Here is an 18,645-nt window from a genome sequence, read left to right as displayed (position 1 = left end):
TCCGGCGCGAAAGCGCGCGTCTGGTGCCGGATCTCCAGGGCTAGCCGGGGCGCTGATGGCAATCATGCCGATCCCGGGCCATGCGCATCTGTCCGGCTTGCACCTCAACATTGCATGCTGCCAGACAGTAGAAAAAGCGCCGCAAGCAGTGTCGCATCAGGCCCGAACCCCCTTTCGGTCCAGCACGGGGACCGGGGTTGGCAACCCCCTGTCGGCATGGCGCGCTGCGAGTGCGCGCCCATCGCGGACAGTCAGCATCGGGCGCGCCGGCGGGCTTGCACCGGGGGAGCCAATAATCCGCCGAAGTCTATGTTGCGCGGCGGGGGCAAGACCGCGCAGTGCCATCGGTCCCGCATGCAGGCTCTCCGTCAGAACGCCGTCGACCATGATGATTTCATGACGTTCAAAGGCGAGGTGCAGATATTGGACCGCCCGCTTCCCCTGCATTACACGCACCCCGCGCAGCGCAAGCAGCGACTTGGCGGGCACCAGAACCTCTCCGCGCCGGTCACAGCGCAGCAACAGCCGGTGCTGCGGCGACACCACCAGCCGCCCGCCGCTGCCTATGGTTCCCGCCGGGATCAGGATCGGCTTGTGTGGATGCGGGCCGGCAGAAAACCTCAGTTGACGACCTGCCACCATGCGCAGCGGCTGCGCCCCGTGGTCGAGCGTCCAGACCATCTCGCTTTCTCGCAAATGCTCAACCGGCACCTCGCCCCGCTCCGTCCGGACCATCGCGCCGGGTGTAAAACAGGCCGGGCTGTAAGACATGCTGGCACTGTCCTGAACCCCCACGATAAGCAGGTTTTCCCCCGTGGGCGGCGCGGCACCTACAAAGGCAAACCATTCGACAAAAAAATTGTTGTGATCGGCGGTGACGGCAGCCAGCTCATACTGGTTGCCGAGGGCATCCTCGACCGTCAGCATGTATTCGTTCTGAACATTCGTCCCGGCCCAAAAGGGAAAATAATCGTAGGTCAGCGATTGCGTGAAATCATCATCGGCAAAGCTGCCGTCGTCATCCGTGACCGAAACGGTGTCGATTATCGCCCACGGATAGAGGTAGATCGTATCCGTTCCCACATTCCAGCTGCCGCCATCGGGGGAATGAACAGCACCCCAGTTCGAGGTATGCATCTGAGATAGGTCGAAGAAATTAAGATCATAATCTGGCATGGCACAGCCGCTGTTTTTTCAGCGTGAACTTCGCACAGGGCAGTTAACCGGCGCTGAACGCCCTGAAACAAAGCAAGTGCCAGGGCCCATCTGAAAACGCGCGGCGCGTTCCTTGCGCGCGTCCGGTGTTCCGCCCCGCGTTTCAAATCCACCCTGCCGGGGCCTGTTGCTGTCGAATGATCTGCTTGTATGCGCGGGGGGATTGAACAATATTGTCGCATGACAAATTGGTTGCCTTCCCGAGAATCGCTCAAATCGCCGCTGCATGTCAGCCTTGCCCAAACCATTGCGGATGCAATCCATGACGGAAGGTTGTCGCATGGACGGAAACTGCCAACCCATCGACAGCTGGCCGACGACCTGAAGCTGAGCGTCAATACCGTCAGCAAGGCCTATGACATCCTGCGCCGCCAGAACCTGATTGACGGTCAGATCGGGCGTGGCAGCTATGTCATGGATTCAGCAACATCCGAGGAACAGCCCTTCAAACTGGAATCCGAGCCGGAAAACCTGTTCGACATGTCGATATCGCGCCCATTGTTCAATCGCATGCATGTCGACGCAATGCGGTCGACCCTGCAGACAATGCACACCAACCTCGATCCGGCGCTTTACCTTTCGACCCGCCCCAATATCGGCCATGAAAAACACCGGAAGACCGGTGTCAAATGGCTGGCGACATGCGGGCTCGAAACCCGCGCGGAGTCGGTTCTGATGACAAATGGGGTGACCCATGGCCTGTCGGCCGCGCTGTCGGCTGTCCTGCATCCCGGCGATGTCATCCTGTCGGACACGGTGACCCATCACCTGCTGGTTTCAAGCGCGGCCTACTTCGGTTATCGCCATATTGGGCTGGAAACCGATGAACATGGCATCCTGCCGGATCAACTGGCGAAAGCCTGCGCTGAATTTTCGCCCAAGGCCTTGTATTTGCTGCCATCCCTGGCCAATCCGAATGTGCATATGATGCCCGACGAACGGCGCAGACAGATCGCGGATATTGCCCGCCAGCACGGGCTGTACATCATTGAAAACGATGTGTTCGGCCCGGTCGCCTCGGATCGCCAGACGCCGGTTTCACAATTCGCGCCCGAGCTTTCGATCTATCTGACAAGTTTCACCAAATGCGCGGTCAGCGGATTGCGCGCAGGTTACGTTGTCGGGCCGGACCACCTGTTACCGGCGTTGACGGCCCGGCTGATGGTCTTTGGCTGGATGGCAACCCCATTGATCTGCGAACTGGCATCGCGCTGGGTAGAGGACGGCACGGCGCAGGCGATGGCGGATTGGCAGCGGGTGGAAATCGGCAAGCGGTACAGCATCGCATCACAGGAGCTTTCCAGGTTCAACTGGAAGGGTCACCCCTCGGGGCTGCATCTGTGGTTGCAACTGCCGTCGGACTGGGATTCGAGCTCCTTCAGCTCCCATGCCCGGCAGCTGAATGTGGCTGTGTCACCGGAATCTCCGTTCCTCGCGCCCAGGTCCTCACCCAGAAACGCCGTGCGCGTTTCCCTGGGCAGCATTCGTGACACGGAGCGCTTCCGGCAGGCCCTCAGACTGCTGGCCTCCCTGCTGTCGCGCCCGCGAGAGCCGCTTCCTCAGTTCGCCTACTGAAATTGTCCCACAACAATAAATAAATTGACTCACAGTTCAATGTTCGGAAAGTGATGCGATATCGCAAACTGAACATAAAACAACTGGGAGAATAGTATGACTGGATTCGCAGGGAAAACGTTGCGCCTCTGCGCGCCGCTGATGGCGGCGGCACTGATGGCGGGCACGGCGCATGCTGACAACTGGCGCTATGCCATGGAAGAAGGGCTGACAGATCCGCAGGGATTGTATGCCACCAAATTCAAGGAAGAAATCGAAGCCAATTCCGACCACACGGTGCAGATCTATCCGGTCGGCTCGCTTGGTGAATCCGCCGATGCCATGGAACAGGCCCAGGCCGGTCTGCTTCAGTTCATCGACCAGTCACCGGGCTTCACCGGTGCCCTGATCCCCGAGGCCGAAGCCTTTCTGGTGCCCTATATCCAGCCAACCGACCCTCAAGTGGTGCGCAAATTCTTCAAGGAAAGCGTCGCCATCAACGAGATGTTCCACGGCATCTATCGTGAACAGGGTCTGGAGCTGCTGGCGGTTTTCCCCGAGGGCGAACAGGTGGTCACAACGATGGAAGAATTCCGCACGCCCGAGGATCTGGAAGGGATGAAGATCCGCACCATGACCTCGCCGCTGCTGCTGGAAACCTATACCGCCTTCGGCGCATCGCCGATTGCCATGGCATGGGGTGAACTGATCGGCGCCTTGAAAACCAACATGGTGGACGGGCAGGAAAACCCGGCGATCTGGATCGAGGCCTATGGGCTCGACAATCTGACCAAGGTGATGACCTATACCGGCCACGGTCAGTACACCACGGCGGTCATGGCCAATGCCGATTTTTATGACGGGTTGAGCGATGAGGACAAACAGCTTGTCCAGAACGCCTCCCAGGCGGCGCATGACTATATCCTGGATGTCGCGGTCGAGCTGGATGCCAAAGGTCTGGCCAAGATCAAGGAAACCAACCCCGATTACACCATTGTCCGGCTGACCGAGGAAGAACGCGCCGCCTTCAAGGAACGCGCAAAAGCGGTCGAGGCGGCATTTGTGGAACGTGCCGGTGAGCGCGGCGCAGAGATCCTTGAGCAAATGAAAAAAGACCTGGCCGCGGCGCAGCAGTAATTTGCCAAACCTGGCGCATCACGCGCCGGATACCGGCCAATTGCGGGCCCAGACCGGATGTCCGGGCCCGCAACCTCTGTGCCGACAGGCCCGACAAGCAAGAACGACGCGGGCCACCAAGGCGGCACCTGCCAACGGGGAGCAACAATGAACGATACAACGCAAAAACGGGCGGGACTGGCCGGTATCATTGATGCCATCGACGGCGGCATTGCCGCGCTCGAACGGGTCATCATGGCGGCCGGTGTGATCCTGATGGCAATCAACACCATCGCGAATGTGATCAGCCGGTTCGTATTCAACCACTCCATCATCTTTGCCGAAGAGCTGAACAGTATCTTCATCCTGTTGGTGACCTTTGCCGGGATCGGCTACGCGGCACGCCATGGGCGGCACATCCGGATGTCCGCAATCTCCGATGCGCTGCCGGAGCGGGCCAGGAAAATCCTGATCATCATCATCACCGCGGTAACGGCGGTTCTGTTGCTGGTGCTCGCCTGGTATGCGGTGCAATATATCATCAGCCTTCAGGCCAAGGGCCGGGTCTATCCGGCGCTCGGGATACCGATTTATATCAGCTACCTATGGGTGCCGATTGGCTTGTTCGTGACGGGCGTTCAATACGCGCTGACCTTTCTGCGCAATCTTCAGGAACCTGAAATCTACCTGGCAACCGACCTGCGTGAGGCGGATGCGCAGGAACTGGAATTGGAGGTCTGACAATGGCACTCGTGATGTTTTCCGTGATGATCGTGCTTCTGCTTCTGGGCTTTCCGATGATGGTTCCGCTGATCGCCGGGGCGTTTATCGGCGTGATCGAACTCTTCGGCACAATCGACAAGACCGAATTCATGATCCAGCAGATGCTGGGCGGCATCCGCCCCTCCTCCCTGATCGCCGTGCCGATGTTCATCCTCGCCGCCGACATCATGACGCGGGGGGAATCGGCCGGGCGGCTGATCGACATGGTGATGGCCTTCATCCGGCACATCCGGGGTGGTCTGGCCGTCAGCACCGCCTCGGCCTGTGCCTTGTTCGGGGCCGTGTCGGGCTCCACCCAGGCCACGGTTGTGGCCGTCGGCACCCCCCTCCGACCCCGGATGCTGAAAGGCGGCTACAAGGATTCCTTCGTGCTCGCCCTGATCGTCAACTCTAGCGACATCGCCTTTCTGATCCCGCCCAGCATCGGGATGATCATCTATGGCGTCGTGGCCAAGGCGTCGATTCCCGAATTGTTCATCGCCGGACTTGGCCCCGGCCTGCTGATCCTGTTCATGTTTTCGATCTACAGCATGATCTATGCAAAGATTAACAACGTGCCGACAGAACCAAAGGCCAGCTGGAGCGAAAGGATCACATCGGTCAGACGCGCATTATGGCCACTCGGGTTCCCGGTTCTGATCATTGGCGGCATCTTTTTCGGCATCTTCAGCCCGACAGAAGCCGCCGCAATCAGCGTGGCCTATGCCTTTGTCCTTGAGACTTTTATCTTCCGCACGATGAAGGTCACCGACCTGTATCATGTGGCCCTGTCCACCGGGATGGTCACCGCCGTGGTCTTTATCCTCGTGGGCGCTGGGGCGGCCTTTGCCTGGGTCCTCTCTTTTGCGCAGATCCCGCAACAGATCCTGGGTGCAATCGGGGTGGATGAGATGGGGCAGATCGGTGTGCTTTTCACCATTGCCATCGCCTTCTTCATCGGCTGCATGTTTGTCGATCCGATCGTGGTCATCCTGATCTTTGTGCCGATCTTTGCCCCGGTGGTGGAAAAGACGGGCCTTGATCCGATCCTTGTCGGCACGCTGATCACATTGCAGGCCGCCATCGGTTCGGCCACCCCGCCCTTCGGATGCGATATCTTCACGGCAGTTGCGGTCTTCAAACGTCCCTATCTGGACGTGATCCGCGGCACCCCGCCTTTCGTGGCCATGTTGCTGAGCGTCTCGGTCTTGATGATCTTCTTCCCTCAGATCGCGCTGTTCCTGCGCGACGTCGCCTTCGCCAAGTAAACGGAGCACGGATATGTTCAAATCAATACTGATTGCCTTCGACGGGTCTGACGGATCGGAATCTGCGTTGCGCAAGGGCGCGGAACTCGCAAAACTCTGCGGTGCCGAATTGACAGTTCTGACACTTCACCGGCACCATTCCGTGCTGGAGGGTTCCATGTATGTGACCGATGCCGAAAAGCCCGACAATGTCGACGAAATCATGAAGGCTCATGCCAAGGAAATCGCCGAGCGTGGCGCCGCCATCGCGCGCGAAAGCGGCTGCACAAAGATCAGGGCCTTCGTCAAAGGCGGCCCCACCGCACGGACCATCGTCAGCTTTTCACAGGAACACGAAAATGACCTGATCGTCATGGGCAGCCGTGGCATGGGCTCAATCGAAGGGTTTTTGCTGGGGAGTGTCTCTCACAAGGTGACAAGTCTCTCGCAATGCCCGGTTCTGGTTGTGTGAGCGGTCCCGTGACGCCGGGGGTCCAGGCTTCGATGTCTTCCGTGGTGGCCCGGCTGGATGCCCGTGCGATTGCAAAACGGATCGGGCTGGTGGTGCTGGCCACGGACCACACGACAGAAGCGGATTTCGCGCGCCTGATGCAGGGGCGGGATGTCGGGGTTTACGTCAACCGCATCCCCTATGAGAACCCGACGACCCATGAAAGCCTGCAGCGAACCGGTCCGCTTCTGGCGGCGGCGGCGGCAGATATCCTGCCGGATGAACCGCTGGACGTGCTGGTCTATGGGTGCACCGCAGCCTCCGTGGTTCTGGGGAACGATCAGGTTGCGGCGGCGATGAACAGCGCGAAACCGGGCACGCCCTGCGTGACGCCCAGCTCGGCCGCCTTCGATGCCTTTGCTGCCCTGGGGGTCAGGGAAATCAGCGTGCTTACACCCTATACGCAGGATGTGACCGATACGCTTGTGCGCTATTTCTCCGATCACGGGCCGGAGGTGATCAATGCGACCTGTCTTGGCCTGTCGGATGACCGCGAGATGGCGCGGCTGTCAAAGGGCAGCATCATCGAAGCCGCAGTCGCCGCCTGCGACGCGGACTCTGATGCGGTCTTTATCTCTTGTACGGCGCTGCGTGCGCTGGATTGTGTGGCTCAAATCGAAGCCCGCCTGGGCAAGCCGGTGATCACCTCCAATCAGGCGATGATCTGGCGCTGCATGCGGCATCTTGCGATTGCGGATAACGTGCCTTCAGGCGGTACGCTGTTCACCAGGTAGATCATAGACAGGACGGAAAGATGGGCTCTGGAATAACACTTCAGACAAGTTACGCTGCGCGCGCACGGATCGCAGGCACGATACGGCGGACGCCGACCGTGGCGTCGGAAACGCTGAGCATTGCAACAGGCGGCGACATTCGCCTGAAGCTTGAAAACACACAGGTCACCGGCAGCTTCAAACTGCGCGGGGCCACCAATGCGGTCCTGTCTCTCAGCGAGGCGCAGCGCGCCCGGGGTGTTGTCGGAGTATCGACCGGCAATCACGGGCGCGGCCTTGCCTATGCCGCTGCCCAGACCGGGGTACGCTGCATCATCTGCATGTCCGAACTGGTGCCGCAGAACAAGGTGGACGGGATCAAGGCGCAGGGCGCCGAGGTGCGCATCGTCGGGCGCAGCCAGGACGATGCGCAGGTCGAGGTCGACAGGCTGGTGGGTGAAGGCATGGTCATGCTGCCCCCCTTTGACCACCCCGATATCATCGCAGGGCAAGGCACCGTGGCGCTGGAGATCCTGGAACAGGCCCCCGACCTGCAGAGCGTACTGGTGCCCCTGTCCGGGGGCGGGCTGATCTCGGGCGTGGCCATGGTGATGAAGGCGGCCAACCCGGCAATCCGTGTGATCGGCATCTCGATGGAACGCGGTGCGGCGATGCACGCGTCGTTGAACGCCGGGAAACCGGTGATGGTGGAAGAAGTCGCAACATTGGCGGATTCCCTGGGCGGCGGCATCGGGATGGACAACGCCCATACCTTTGCCATGACCCGCGATCTGGTGGATCAGATCGTGCTGGTCACGGAAACCGAAATCGCCGCCGCCATTCGCCACGCCTATTGGCAGGAACGCCAGGTCATCGAAGGGTCAGGCAGCGTCGGCATCGCCGCCTTGCTGGCGGGCAAGATCGACAAGCCGGGGCGCTGTGTCTCCCTGATCTCCGGTCAGAACATCGACATGAGCCTGCATCACCGGATCATCTCCGGCGAAGATGTGGATGTTGCGGCAGGGGTGAAAAATGCCTGAGATCAAGATCCTGACCGAAGCCGAACTGCGCGAACTGGTGCCGCTGGATGACGATGCGGTGACCTGTGTCGAGGAGGGTTTCACGACATTGGCCGGGGGCAAGGTTGTCATGCCGCCGATCATGACCCTGATGGTCCCCGACCATAACGGCGAGGTCTGTGTCAAATCCGCCTATGTCCCCGGTGTCGACAGCTTTGCCATGAAGATGAGCCCGGGGTTCTTCGACAACCCCAAACTGGGCCTTCCCAGCACCACCGGGCTCATGGTCCTGTTCTCCAGCCGGACCGGGATGCTTGAGGCGCTGCTTCTGGACAATGGCTATCTCACGGATGTGCGCACAGCGGCAGCCGGGGCCGTCGCTGCCCGACATCTTGCGCGAAAGGGTGCGACGCACGCCTGCATCCTGGGTGCGGGGGTGCAGGCCGCCCTGCAGCTCAAGGCGCTGCTGCTGGTGCGCGAGGTCAAAAGCGCGGTGATCTGGGCCCGCGACATTGCCAAGGCAAAGGCAATGGCCACGCGCCTGTCAGACGAGCTGGGGATCGATGTCACCGCCGAGGCGGACATCGCATGCGCGGTAAAGGCCGCCGATATCGTGGTGACCACCACGCCGTCATCTGAGCCACTGATCATGGCGGACTGGCTGCAACCGGGACAATTGATCATCGCGATGGGCTCGGACCAGGAGCACAAATCCGAACTGGCGCCGGCCTGTCTGTCCAGGGCGACGCTCTACGTCCCTGACTCTCAGGCGCAATGCGCGGTCAAGGGCGAGCTGCGCGCCGCCATCGAGGCGGGCGTGATACCCGCCGATCGCAGATTTTCGGAACTGGGCGATATCACAGCGGGCAAGGCGCCGGGTCGCCGCTCCGATGCCGATATCATCATCGCCGATCTCACCGGCACTGGCGTTCAGGACACCGCCATTGCCACTCTTGCCCGCCAACGTGCTCAGGCCGCTGGCAAGGGTGCCACCTTCAGCAGCTAGACGGGGTACAATCATGCCAACGCCAAAACTCCATTTCTCCCGCGATGAATTCAACGCGCGCATCGTCAAGACACGCCAGGCCATGCAACAGCGTGGCCTTGACCTGCTGATTATCTCCGACCCCAGCAACATGAACTGGCTGACCGGCTATGATGGCTGGTCCTTTTACGTGCATCAATGCGTGGTACTGGGGCTGGAGGGAGAACCGATCTGGTATGGGCGCGGGCAGGATGCCAATGGCGCGCTCAGAACCTGTTTCATGGATCCCGCCAACATCATCGGCTACCCCGACCAATACGTCCAATCGACAGAGCGGCACCCGATGGATTATCTCTCGGCGCAATTGGCCGACCGCAAGCTGGCAAAGGGCACAATCGGTGTCGAGATGGACAATTACTGGTTCTCGGCAGCGGCCTTTGCGTCGCTTCAGAGCCACCTGCCCGACGCACGCTTTGCCGATGCCACAGCGCTGGTCAACTGGCAGCGCGCCGTGAAATCCGAGACCGAGCTTGACTACATGCGCATCGCCGGGCGCATCGTGGGTCGCATGCATGAGCGCATCTTTGACAAGGTCGAACCGGGCATCCGCAAATGCGACCTGGTGGCAGATATCTATGACGCGGGCCTGCGTTTTGACCCCGAAATCGGCGGCGGTGGCGATTATCCGGCGATTGTGCCGCTCCTGCCCTCCGGCTCGGATGCCGCCGCACCGCATCTGACATGGGATGACGCGCCGATGAAATCCGGCGAAGGCACCTTTTTTGAGATTGCAGGCGCCTACCGCCGCTACCATTGCCCGCTGTCACGCACGGTCTTTCTGGGCAAGCCGACACAGACTTTCCTGGATGCGGAGAAAGCGGTGCTCGAAGGCATGGAAGCAGGGCTGGAGGCGGCCAAGGAAGGCAATCTCTGCGAAGATATCGCCCATGCGTTTTTCAAGGTGCTCAGGAAATACGGGATCGAGAAGGACAACCGCACCGGATATCCCATCGGCGTCAGCTATCCCCCCGATTGGGGCGAACGGACCTTTTCGCTGCGTCCGGGCGACAAGACGGTGCTGCAGGAAAACATGACAATGCATTTCATGACCGGCCTCTGGATGGAAGACTGGGGCTTTGAAATCACCGAAAGCATTCGCATCACAAAGACAGGCCATGAATGCCTCGCCGATGTGCCGCGCAAAATGGTCGTGAAGGATTAGGCGATGAAGAAAAACCCGATTGCGCCGACAATACCGTTTGATCGCGACGGTATTCACCACGGCTTTCTGCGGCTGCCTTACAGCTGTGATGACAGCGCATGGGGGTCCATCATGATCCCGATCACCGTGATCAGGAATGGCGATGGCCCGACCGCGCTGCTGACCGGCGGCAACCATGGTGACGAATATGAAGGCCCTGTCGCCCTGCAAGAGATGACGGTCACCCTGAAACCCGAAGACATCACGGGCCGGGTGATCATTGTGCCGGCGTTCAACTATCCGGCCTTTCGCGCAGGTCGGCGCACCTCGCCCCTCGACATGGGCAATATGAACCGGGCCTTTCCGGGTCGTCCCGACGGGACGCCGACACAAAAGATCGCCGATTATTTTCAGCGCAGCTTGCTGCCGATGGCCGATCTGGTGGTGGATTTTCATTCCGGGGGAAAGACGCTCGATTTCGTGCCTTTCGCAGCGGCGCATATCCTCGAAGACAAGACCCAGCAGGCCGCCTGCCTGGCCGCAATGCAGGCCTTCAACGCCCCCTTCTCGGTGCAGCTTTTCGAGATCGACAATGTCGGCATGTATGATACCGCTGTGGAGGCGATGGGAAAGGTGCTGGTCACAACCGAACTCGGCGGGGGCGGCACCGCGACGGCCAGGACCATCGGCATCGCCAAGAAAGGGCTGCGCAACGTGCTGATCCACGCGGGAATATTACGAGGCGAAATGCAGATTGATCCCACGGTTCAGCTTGATATGCCCGATGGCGATTGTTTCACCTTCTCCGAGGAGGATGGGCTGTGCGAGCCCATCGTCGACTTGGGCGACGAGGTTGCCAAAGGCGATCTTGTGGCGCGGGTCTGGCCCGTCGACCGCACGGGTGTCGCCCCGACCGAACTCAGGGCCAAGCGGTCCGGCATTCTGATCAGCCGTCACTTTCCCGGGCTGGTCAAGGCCGGCGATTGCGCAGCGGTGATCGGTCTGACTGTCAACTAAAGTTTCGGGGAATGGTCGAAGCACTAGGTCGTGTTGACATTTATTGTCGCCCACCCGCGCGAGACGGATTTTGCCGCTGGCGCCCTGATGTGAGCGCAGCAATGTGATCATTGGAAGCGAACATCCGGGATGGCAGAGGCAAAATCCGCCGCGCCCCGCAGGGGTTTCGCCAAAATTGCCCATTTCTGCGTTAAGAGAGCTTGAAATAGCTGGCTATTCCTGCGCTCTCTTGCCTGGAACTGAGCAATTTTGGACTGAAACGGGTGGGCGACAATGAATGTCAACACGACCTAGGATCGCAAATGTTCTGAGAACGCGATGCGTGGCAAGGTATTTGCGATTCAACATTTTCCCGAAACGCTGTAACCCCATAACAGGAGGTGGCGCCATGCGGCTTGATGCCCGCGATCTGGAAATCCTGCGGGTGCTGTCAAAGGAAGGCCGCATCACCAAGGCCGCGTTGGCGGAACGGGTCAACCTGTCGCCGACGCCCTGCTGGGAACGGTTGAAGAAACTGGAAAAGGCCGGATTGATCGAAGGCTACCGCGCCGAGATCAATCTGCGCAAACTGGGGCCGCATCTGACGGTCTTTGTCGCGGCCGAACTGTCCGACCATACGGCGGCCAGCTTCCAGGCCTTCGAGGCTGCCATGCAGCGTTATGACGAGGTTCTGGCCTGCTGGGCGCTGGGTGGCGGGTTCGACTACCTTTTGCAGATCCTGACCCGCGACATCGACACCTACCAACGCCTGATCGACGAAATGCTCAACGCGCGGATCGGGCTGTCAAAGTATTTCACCTATGTTGTGACCAAACCGGTCAAGGGCCAGGGCATTCCGCCGCTGGCGCTGATCGCGGGCAGCCTGGACTAAACCGCCAGCAAACCGGCAAAGGGCAGGAGATTCCTCTGCCAAAGCCCCGAAATATGGTCTCTCCCTCCTTCGAAACCGGCCGATGATCCGGCCAGAAGGGAGACCCGCTCATGACCAACACGGCACTTTCCGCCCGCAACGAGATTTCCGACAAGTCTCTGGTGCGCAGTTTCTCCTATATCGGGGGCAAATGGACTGCGGCGGCCACGGGGGAGACCATCCGCGTCACCGACCCGGCCACCGGGGATATCGTCGGCGACGTTGCCAGCCTGACCGCACAGGAAAGCCTTGCCGCCGTCGACGCGGCGCAATCGGCATTTCCCGGCTGGTCCGGACTTCTTCCGCAGGACAGGTCCGCCATCCTGCGCCGCTGGTTCGACCTGATCCTGAAGCACAAGGAAGACCTCGCGCGGATCATGGTGCTGGAACAGGGCAAACCCCTGTCAGAGGCACGGGGCGAAATCGACTATGCCGCGTCCTTTGTGGAATTCTACGCCGAAGAGGCCAAACGCCCGAATATCGAAGGGGTCACAAGCCACCTGCCCGACGCCGAAGTCGAGGTCTGGCTGGAGCCGGTGGGCGTCGTGGCCCTGATCACACCCTGGAACTTCCCCGCCGCCATGCTGACCCGCAAGGCCGCTGCCGCCCTGGCCGTCGGATGTACGGTTGTGGCCCACCCTTCCGGCGAAACACCTTTTTCAGCCCTGGCACTGGCCGAGCTGGCGGAAAAGGCCGGGGTTCCGGCGGGCGTGTTCAATGTCGTCACCGGCAAGGCGGCAAAGGTGGTCGAACCCTGGACAAAAGACTCCCGCGTGCGGGCGCTCTCCTTCACCGGCTCGACCGAGATCGGACGGCTTCTATACCGGCAATCCGCCGACACCGTGAAAAAGCTTGTCATGGAACTGGGCGGTCACGCGCCGGTGATCGTGTTCAAAGGTGCCGATCTCGATGTTGCGGTCGCCGAAACGATAAAGGCCAAGTTTGCCACCACGGGGCAGGATTGCCTTGGCGCCAACCGGATTTTCATCGAACGCGCGATCTATGACGACTTCTGCACGCGTTTCACGGCGGCAACACGCGCGCTCTCGCTCGGCGTCGGCATGGATGATCCAGACATCGGGCCGCTGATGAACGAAAAGGCGGTTCAAAAGCAGGAAGAACATGTCGCGGACGCCCTTGCGAAGGGTGCGAAACTTGCCTGCGGCGGCGCACGCGATCCCCTTGGCCCGCTGTTCTATCAGCCCACCGTCCTGACCGACGTGCCGCGCGATGCGGCCATCATGTCCGAAGAAACCTTCGGTCCGGTAGCGGCCATTGCCCCCTTCGACAGCGAGGATGAGGTCATCGCGCTGGCCAATGACACGGAATACGGGCTGGTCGCCTATCTGCACAGCAATGACCCACGGCGCATCTACCGCGTCTCGCGGGCGCTGCAATTCGGCATGGTGGCGGTGAACCGGACCAAGGTCACCGGCGCGCCGATCCCCTTCGGGGGCACCAAGCAATCCGGCCTTGGCCGCGAAGGAGCGCGGCGTGGCATGGAAGAATATACTGAAATCAAATACATATGCCGCGATTGGGCATGAGGAGAAAGAAATGCTGAAAAACGACCACCTCGAACAATGGGACCGTGAGAATTTCTTTCACCCCTCGACCCATCTGGCTGATTTTGCACGGGGCAATGTCCCCCAGCGGATCGTGACCGGCGGCCAAGGCTGCCACATCGAGGACCGCGACGGCAACCGCCTGCTGGATGCATTCGCAGGGCTCTACTGCGTCAACGTCGGCTATGGCCGCAGCGACATCGCCGACGCCATCGCAGCACAGGCAAAGGAACTGGCCTATTACCATTCCTATGTCGGTCATGGCACCGAGGCGAGCATCACCCTGGCCAAGATGATCCTCGACCGCGCGCCGGACAACATGTCCAAGGTCTACTTCGGCCTTGGCGGCTCCGACGCCAATGAGACCAACGTCAAGCTGATCTGGTATTACAACAACATCCTGGGCCGCCCCGAGAAGAAAAAGATCATCTCTCGCTGGCGCGGCTATCACGGTTCCGGCCTTGTCACCGGTTCACTCACCGGGCTTGAGCTGTTCCACAAGAAGTTCGATCTGCCGCTGGCACAGGTGATCCATACCGAAGCCCCCTATTACTACCGCCGCGAAAACCTTGAACAATCCGAGGCCGAATTCGTCGCCCATTGCGTGGCAGAACTGGAGGCCCTGATTGACCGTGAAGGGGCGGATACAATTGCCGCATTTATCGGTGAACCCGTGCTGGGAACCGGGGGCATCGTGCCGCCGCCCGAAGGCTATTGGGCCGCGATCCAGACGGTTCTGGACAAACATGACATCCTGCTTGTGGCCGATGAAGTTGTGACAGGTTTCGGACGGCTCGGCACGATGTTCGGCTCGGATCACTACGGCATGAAGCCGGATCTCATCACCATCGCCAAGGGGCTGACCTCGGCCTATGCGCCGCTTTCGGGGTCCATTGTCAGCGACAAGATGTGGAAGGTTCTGGAACAGGGCACGGATGAAAACGGCCCCATCGGCCACGGCTGGACCTATTCAGCACACCCCATCGGCGCAGCGGCAGGTGTTGCGAACCTCAGGCTGATCGACGAATTGGGCCTGATCAATAATGCCGGTGAAGTGGGCACCTACCTCAACGCCGCGATGGCGGATGCATTCGGCACGCACGCCAATGTCGGCGAGGTGCGCGGCGCGGGCATGCTCTGTGCGCTGGAGTTTGTGAAACAGCACGACGGCCGGATCTATTTCGACGTCTCCGACAAGGTCGGTCCCTCCATCGCGGCGGCCCTTCTGGCCGAGGGTGTGATTGCCCGCGCCATGCCCCAGGGCGACATTCTCGGTTTTGCACCGCCCTTCTGCCTGACCCGCGAAGAAGCGGACGAGGTGGTCGGCAAGACAGTGAAGGCGGTCAGGGCGGTCCTGGGCTAGAGCTTTCGCAAAGCGGGCGACTGCGGTCGTCATCAAGGGTCTGCTTAATCTGCAGGCCCTTGATACCGGTTCACCCAGGCTAGCCCGCCGGATGCAGGATAATATCCAGCGCCTTGACCCCGTGAATGTGGTTCGACCGCAGAATGTCAAACCGGCCGCTGGCCTCGATCCGGGATACCCGGGTCGCCAGTTCCTCGATCAGCACCCGCACCTGAAGCTGCGCCACGAAATTGCCCAGGCAAAAATGCGGCCCGCCCTTGCCAAAGGCCATATGCGGATTTTTCTCGCGGCCGATGTCGAAGATTTCGGGTGCTTCAAACCGTGTTTCGTCGCGATTGCCCGAGGCATAATACATCGCCACCTTGTCACCTTTGGCGATGGGCACGCCGTTCAACGTGGTGTCCTGCGTCGCGATCCGGCGCACGAAATGCACTGGGGTGGCCCAACGCAGGATCTCATCCGTGGCGGTCTGGCTTTTGATCCCGCCCTGACGGAAACGGTCCCATTCGCGCGGGTGATCGGCCAATGCGCGCAGACCATGTGACATGGTGTGACGGGTTGTTTCGTTGCCAGCCACCACCAGCATCAGGAAATAATTCAGGAATTCGTCTTCGGTCAGCGGCCGCCCGTCGACCTGTGCCTGCACCAGCATGGTGATCACATCGTCACGCGGGTTGGCGCGCCGGTCCGCCGCCAATTCGCGGCCCATCTCAAAGGCCTGCAAGGCGGCGGGATGGCCAAAGGGCATCATCCGGCGTTCAGCCTCGGAATAGGCGTCAAAGATGGGATCGACAAAATCGGGATCGTCCGACCCGATCAGCATATCGGACCAGCGGATCAGATCTTCGGTCCGCTCGACCGGTATGCCCAGCAACGCACAAAGCGTGATGATCGGCACCTGTTTGGTCAGCGTCGACACAGCCTCGAACGATCCTGCGCCCACCAGATTGTCCAGCAACGCAGCAATCCTTGCGCGCACGTCCTCTTCCAGCCCCCCCACGCCACGTCGGGAAAAGCCCGGCATGGTCAGCATACGCATCTTGCCATGTTGCGGCGGGTCCATTTCCAACAGCGTGCGCCGCTTGTCGTTCTGGGCATCGTCGAAATCGTCCAGCGAAATCACCCCGTTGCGCGACGAAAACAGCGCCGTATCGCGCGAAATGGCTGCGATGTCGTCAAACAGCGACACCGCCCAGAACCCCCGGTGCCCGTCGCTGCGCGCGTTCCAGGCAATCGGGGCCTCGGCGCGCAAGCGGGCGAATTCGGCATGCGGCGGGCCGCCTTGCCACATGCCGGCATCCGACAGGTCAATCCGGGTCTCGGGAGCGTTCAGCGTTGTGGTCATGTGCGTTCCTCCAGGTGATGCGCCAGAAATCCCATGATCCAGCGCGCCGCGCGCGCGGTGTCGCGGGGGCGGTCCAATGTGGCCAGCGCCGCCTCGGTTGCGGCATCTCCGATCCGGTGACGCTCAAATTCATAGACCAGCGCGGCAAAGGCCGGGTCCATCTCGGGATGGGCTTGAAAGGTCAGCGTTCGCGTGCCGATCCGGGTCACGCCATAGGGGCAGAATGCCGACCCGGCCAGCACAAGCGTGTCAGGCGCGGGCTGCGTCACCTGATCATGGTGCAGCGCGATCAGGTCAAATCCCTTGCCCGCGGCCTCAGGCGTCAGCCAGTCGGGGGCGGCACTGACCGCATAGGACTGCACGCCCACACCCCAGTCGGAACATTCCCCAACCCTGCCCCCCAGCATCCGGTGCAGATGCTGGTGGCCATAGCAGATACCGATCACCGGCTGGCGGTCGATCAGCGGGGCCAGAAAGGCGCTCAGCGCCTGCTGCCATGGCGCATCATCCGCCGCACTGGCCGGGCTGCCGGTCAGGAGCCAGGCGTCGCAGACATCTGCACTGTCCGGTAATTCGCCCTCTGACGCCAACCAGGATTGCACGTCAAAGGCAACACCGGCCTGGGCCAGCAGCGGCGGAAACCAATCGGCGAACCGGCCGTATTCGGCCCATTCAGGACGATTGGTGCCACATTCCAGAATTCCGATCTTCATGCCCTATCCCAACTCGAAGAAACGCCGACGTTCGTCGATCAGCGTCTTGCCCTCAAACTGGCGCAGCTGATGGGAACGTGTCGCCGTAAAGGTTTCGACAAATCGCGGCGACAGCCAATCCCTGGCAAGGGATGATCCTTCAAGCGCCGCAATCGCCGCCGCCATACCGTCAGGCAGCGGTGGACCTTTCGCCGCGCCCGGCACATAGCCGTTGCCAATTGTCGCCCCGGTCGGCTCAAGCTGCTCTTCGATCCCGGCCAGCCCTGCCGCCAGCGTCGCGGCCAGCACCAGATGTGGGTTTGCATCGGAACAGGGCAGACGGTTTTCCACCCGCAGCGATCCCGCGCCATGGCCCACCACGCGAAAGGCCGTGGTTCGGTTTTCGACACCCCAGCTGAAGGCGGGTGGCGCAAAGGTCCCTTCGGCAAAGCGCCGCCAAGCATTCACCGTCGGGGCAAAGACCAGCATCAGCGCGGGCAGATAGGACTGCATCCCGCCGATGAAATGGCGGAACCTCTGGCTCATCCGGTCCGGTGCATCGCCGTCCCAGAACAGCGGCCTGCCCTCCCGGTCCGTCAGCGACACATGCAGGTGGCTGGACTGGCTGTCCACCTGTTCCGACCAGCGCGGCATGAAGCACACGGTCTGGCCACGTTGCATCGCCAGCACGCGCAGGAAATTCTTCAACAACACCGCCTGATCCGCCGCCTCCATGGCGGTGGTCGCGGCAATGCAGGCCTCCATGAAACCGCCGCCGATTTCTTCGTGCATCTTGCCCAGCCCGATGCCCAGGGGGCCACACATGTCGGCGACCGCCGCATAAAAATCGGCCTGCGCCGCCTGATAGATGATCAGATCATGGCTCGGGTGCGCCGTGGCCGTGGTCAGCCCGTCATACCCCTTGGCCGCCAGACTTGCCGGGGTTTCGTCAAACAGCGTGAACTCCAGCTCCACGCCGACCCTGGCACAGATCCCCGCCGCCTCGGCCCGCGCAAGCACCCGCCGCAGCAGCGAGCGCGGGCAAAAGGCCGCGGCTTCCCCGGTGAATTCCGCAAGATAGAGCGGGCTGTCTTCCGCCCGTTCGAAGGGGATATGCCGCAGACTGTCCTGATCCACCGCCAGAACATCGTCGTGAAAATCGGCGCTGTCATCGGTGACACCGGGCATGTCCAAAATCTCGTCAGTCGGGTCCAGCGCCAGCTGGACCGGCGACATGCCCGGCCCGACGTCTAACAACCCCGCCACATCCGCGCCCCGCACCTTCTGACCCCGAAGCAAACCATTCGTATCGACGATGGCGATGGTTGCAAAACGGCTGTGCGTTTCACTCATTGGAACATTCCCTGTGTCTCTGGCCCGTTGACCGGGCGCGTCATCTGGCCTTGACGATAAGGCCTGCCGTCGATCAT

Annotated in this window: 17 protein-coding genes; 13 read left to right on the top strand and 4 right to left on the bottom strand. The window is 61.0% G+C overall.

Features of this window, described 5'->3' with window-relative positions:
• Positions 1-156: 156 nt before the first annotated feature.
• Positions 157-1,176 carry a Hint domain-containing protein gene (locus ACWNZ3_RS21495; protein ID WP_496902577.1) on the bottom strand — a complete coding sequence of 340 codons (1,020 nt, stop codon included), beginning with the start codon at positions 1,174-1,176 and terminating at the stop codon, positions 157-159.
• A 219-nt stretch (positions 1,177-1,395) separates the two neighbouring features.
• Between ACWNZ3_RS21495 and ehuR the strand changes: the two genes are divergently transcribed.
• From ehuR to ACWNZ3_RS21430, 13 genes are all read left to right on the top strand, one after another.
• The gene (ehuR, locus tag ACWNZ3_RS21490) at positions 1,396-2,790 is read left to right on the top strand and encodes a MocR-like ectoine utilization transcription factor EhuR (RefSeq protein ID WP_496902576.1); all 1,395 of its coding nucleotides are present in this window, start codon (positions 1,396-1,398) and stop codon (positions 2,788-2,790) included.
• A 96-nt stretch (positions 2,791-2,886) separates the two neighbouring features.
• The gene (locus ACWNZ3_RS21485; RefSeq protein ID WP_240313199.1) at positions 2,887-3,906 is read left to right on the top strand and encodes a TRAP transporter substrate-binding protein; all 1,020 of its coding nucleotides are present in this window, start codon (positions 2,887-2,889) and stop codon (positions 3,904-3,906) included.
• Positions 3,907-4,053: 147 nt separating this feature from the next.
• Positions 4,054-4,626 (top strand): TRAP transporter small permease, encoded by a 573-nt coding sequence (locus ACWNZ3_RS21480; RefSeq protein WP_269367841.1) that lies wholly within the window; start codon positions 4,054-4,056, stop codon positions 4,624-4,626.
• Positions 4,627-4,628: 2 nt separating this feature from the next.
• A complete protein-coding gene (locus tag ACWNZ3_RS21475) occupies positions 4,629-5,915 on the top strand; it encodes a TRAP transporter large permease (RefSeq protein ID WP_269367840.1) in 1,287 nt (428 codons plus the stop codon).
• Between the two features lie 13 nt (positions 5,916-5,928).
• Positions 5,929-6,366 carry a universal stress protein gene (locus ACWNZ3_RS21470; protein WP_269367839.1) on the top strand — a complete coding sequence of 146 codons (438 nt, stop codon included), beginning with the start codon at positions 5,929-5,931 and terminating at the stop codon, positions 6,364-6,366.
• Between the two features lie 32 nt (positions 6,367-6,398).
• The gene (eutA, locus tag ACWNZ3_RS21465) at positions 6,399-7,139 is read left to right on the top strand and encodes an ectoine utilization protein EutA (protein WP_496902604.1); all 741 of its coding nucleotides are present in this window, start codon (positions 6,399-6,401) and stop codon (positions 7,137-7,139) included.
• Positions 7,140-7,159: 20 nt separating this feature from the next.
• Positions 7,160-8,158, top strand: a complete 999-nt coding sequence (gene eutB, locus ACWNZ3_RS21460) for a hydroxyectoine utilization dehydratase EutB (RefSeq protein WP_496902575.1) — start codon at positions 7,160-7,162, stop codon at positions 8,156-8,158.
• Entirely contained in the window at positions 8,151-9,143 is a 993-nt protein-coding gene (eutC, locus tag ACWNZ3_RS21455) for an ectoine utilization protein EutC (protein WP_496902574.1), read from the top strand. The genes eutB and eutC overlap by 8 nt, the downstream gene beginning before the upstream one ends.
• Positions 9,144-9,156: 13 nt before the next feature.
• Positions 9,157-10,344: an ectoine hydrolase DoeA gene (gene doeA, locus ACWNZ3_RS21450; RefSeq protein ID WP_496902573.1), complete on the top strand. Its 1,188-nt coding sequence runs from the start codon at positions 9,157-9,159 to the stop codon at positions 10,342-10,344.
• 3 nt (positions 10,345-10,347) lie between these two features.
• Positions 10,348-11,340 (top strand): N(2)-acetyl-L-2,4-diaminobutanoate deacetylase DoeB, encoded by a 993-nt coding sequence (doeB, locus tag ACWNZ3_RS21445; protein WP_269367834.1) that lies wholly within the window; start codon positions 10,348-10,350, stop codon positions 11,338-11,340.
• A gap of 388 nt (positions 11,341-11,728) precedes the next feature.
• On the top strand, positions 11,729-12,211 hold the full coding sequence (locus tag ACWNZ3_RS21440; protein WP_114277076.1) for an Lrp/AsnC family transcriptional regulator: 483 nt from the start codon (positions 11,729-11,731) through the stop codon (positions 12,209-12,211).
• Between the two features lie 110 nt (positions 12,212-12,321).
• Positions 12,322-13,797: an NAD-dependent succinate-semialdehyde dehydrogenase gene (locus ACWNZ3_RS21435; RefSeq protein WP_496902572.1), complete on the top strand. Its 1,476-nt coding sequence runs from the start codon at positions 12,322-12,324 to the stop codon at positions 13,795-13,797.
• Between the two features lie 10 nt (positions 13,798-13,807).
• The gene (locus ACWNZ3_RS21430) at positions 13,808-15,178 is read left to right on the top strand and encodes an aspartate aminotransferase family protein (RefSeq protein WP_496902571.1); all 1,371 of its coding nucleotides are present in this window, start codon (positions 13,808-13,810) and stop codon (positions 15,176-15,178) included.
• 79 nt (positions 15,179-15,257) lie between these two features.
• Here the strand turns inward: ACWNZ3_RS21430 and ACWNZ3_RS21425 are convergent, their stop codons facing one another.
• From ACWNZ3_RS21425 to ACWNZ3_RS21415, 3 genes are read right to left on the bottom strand one after another with little or no spacing between them, the layout of a single operon-like run.
• A complete protein-coding gene (locus ACWNZ3_RS21425) occupies positions 15,258-16,523 on the bottom strand; it encodes a cytochrome P450 (RefSeq protein WP_496902570.1) in 1,266 nt (421 codons plus the stop codon).
• On the bottom strand, positions 16,520-17,236 hold the full coding sequence (locus ACWNZ3_RS21420) for a glutamine amidotransferase-related protein (RefSeq protein WP_496902569.1): 717 nt from the start codon (positions 17,234-17,236) through the stop codon (positions 16,520-16,522). The genes ACWNZ3_RS21425 and ACWNZ3_RS21420 overlap by 4 nt, the downstream gene beginning before the upstream one ends.
• Before the next feature lie 3 nt (positions 17,237-17,239).
• Positions 17,240-18,568, bottom strand: coding sequence for a glutamine synthetase family protein (locus tag ACWNZ3_RS21415; protein WP_496902568.1), 1,329 nt, complete (start codon positions 18,566-18,568; stop codon positions 17,240-17,242).
• Positions 18,569-18,645 lie beyond the last annotated feature (77 nt).

Source organism: Sulfitobacter sp. IGS-18 (assembly GCF_059628195.1).
Note: the sequence above shows the minus strand (reverse complement) of the source record. Positions and strands in the feature narration are given on the sequence as shown.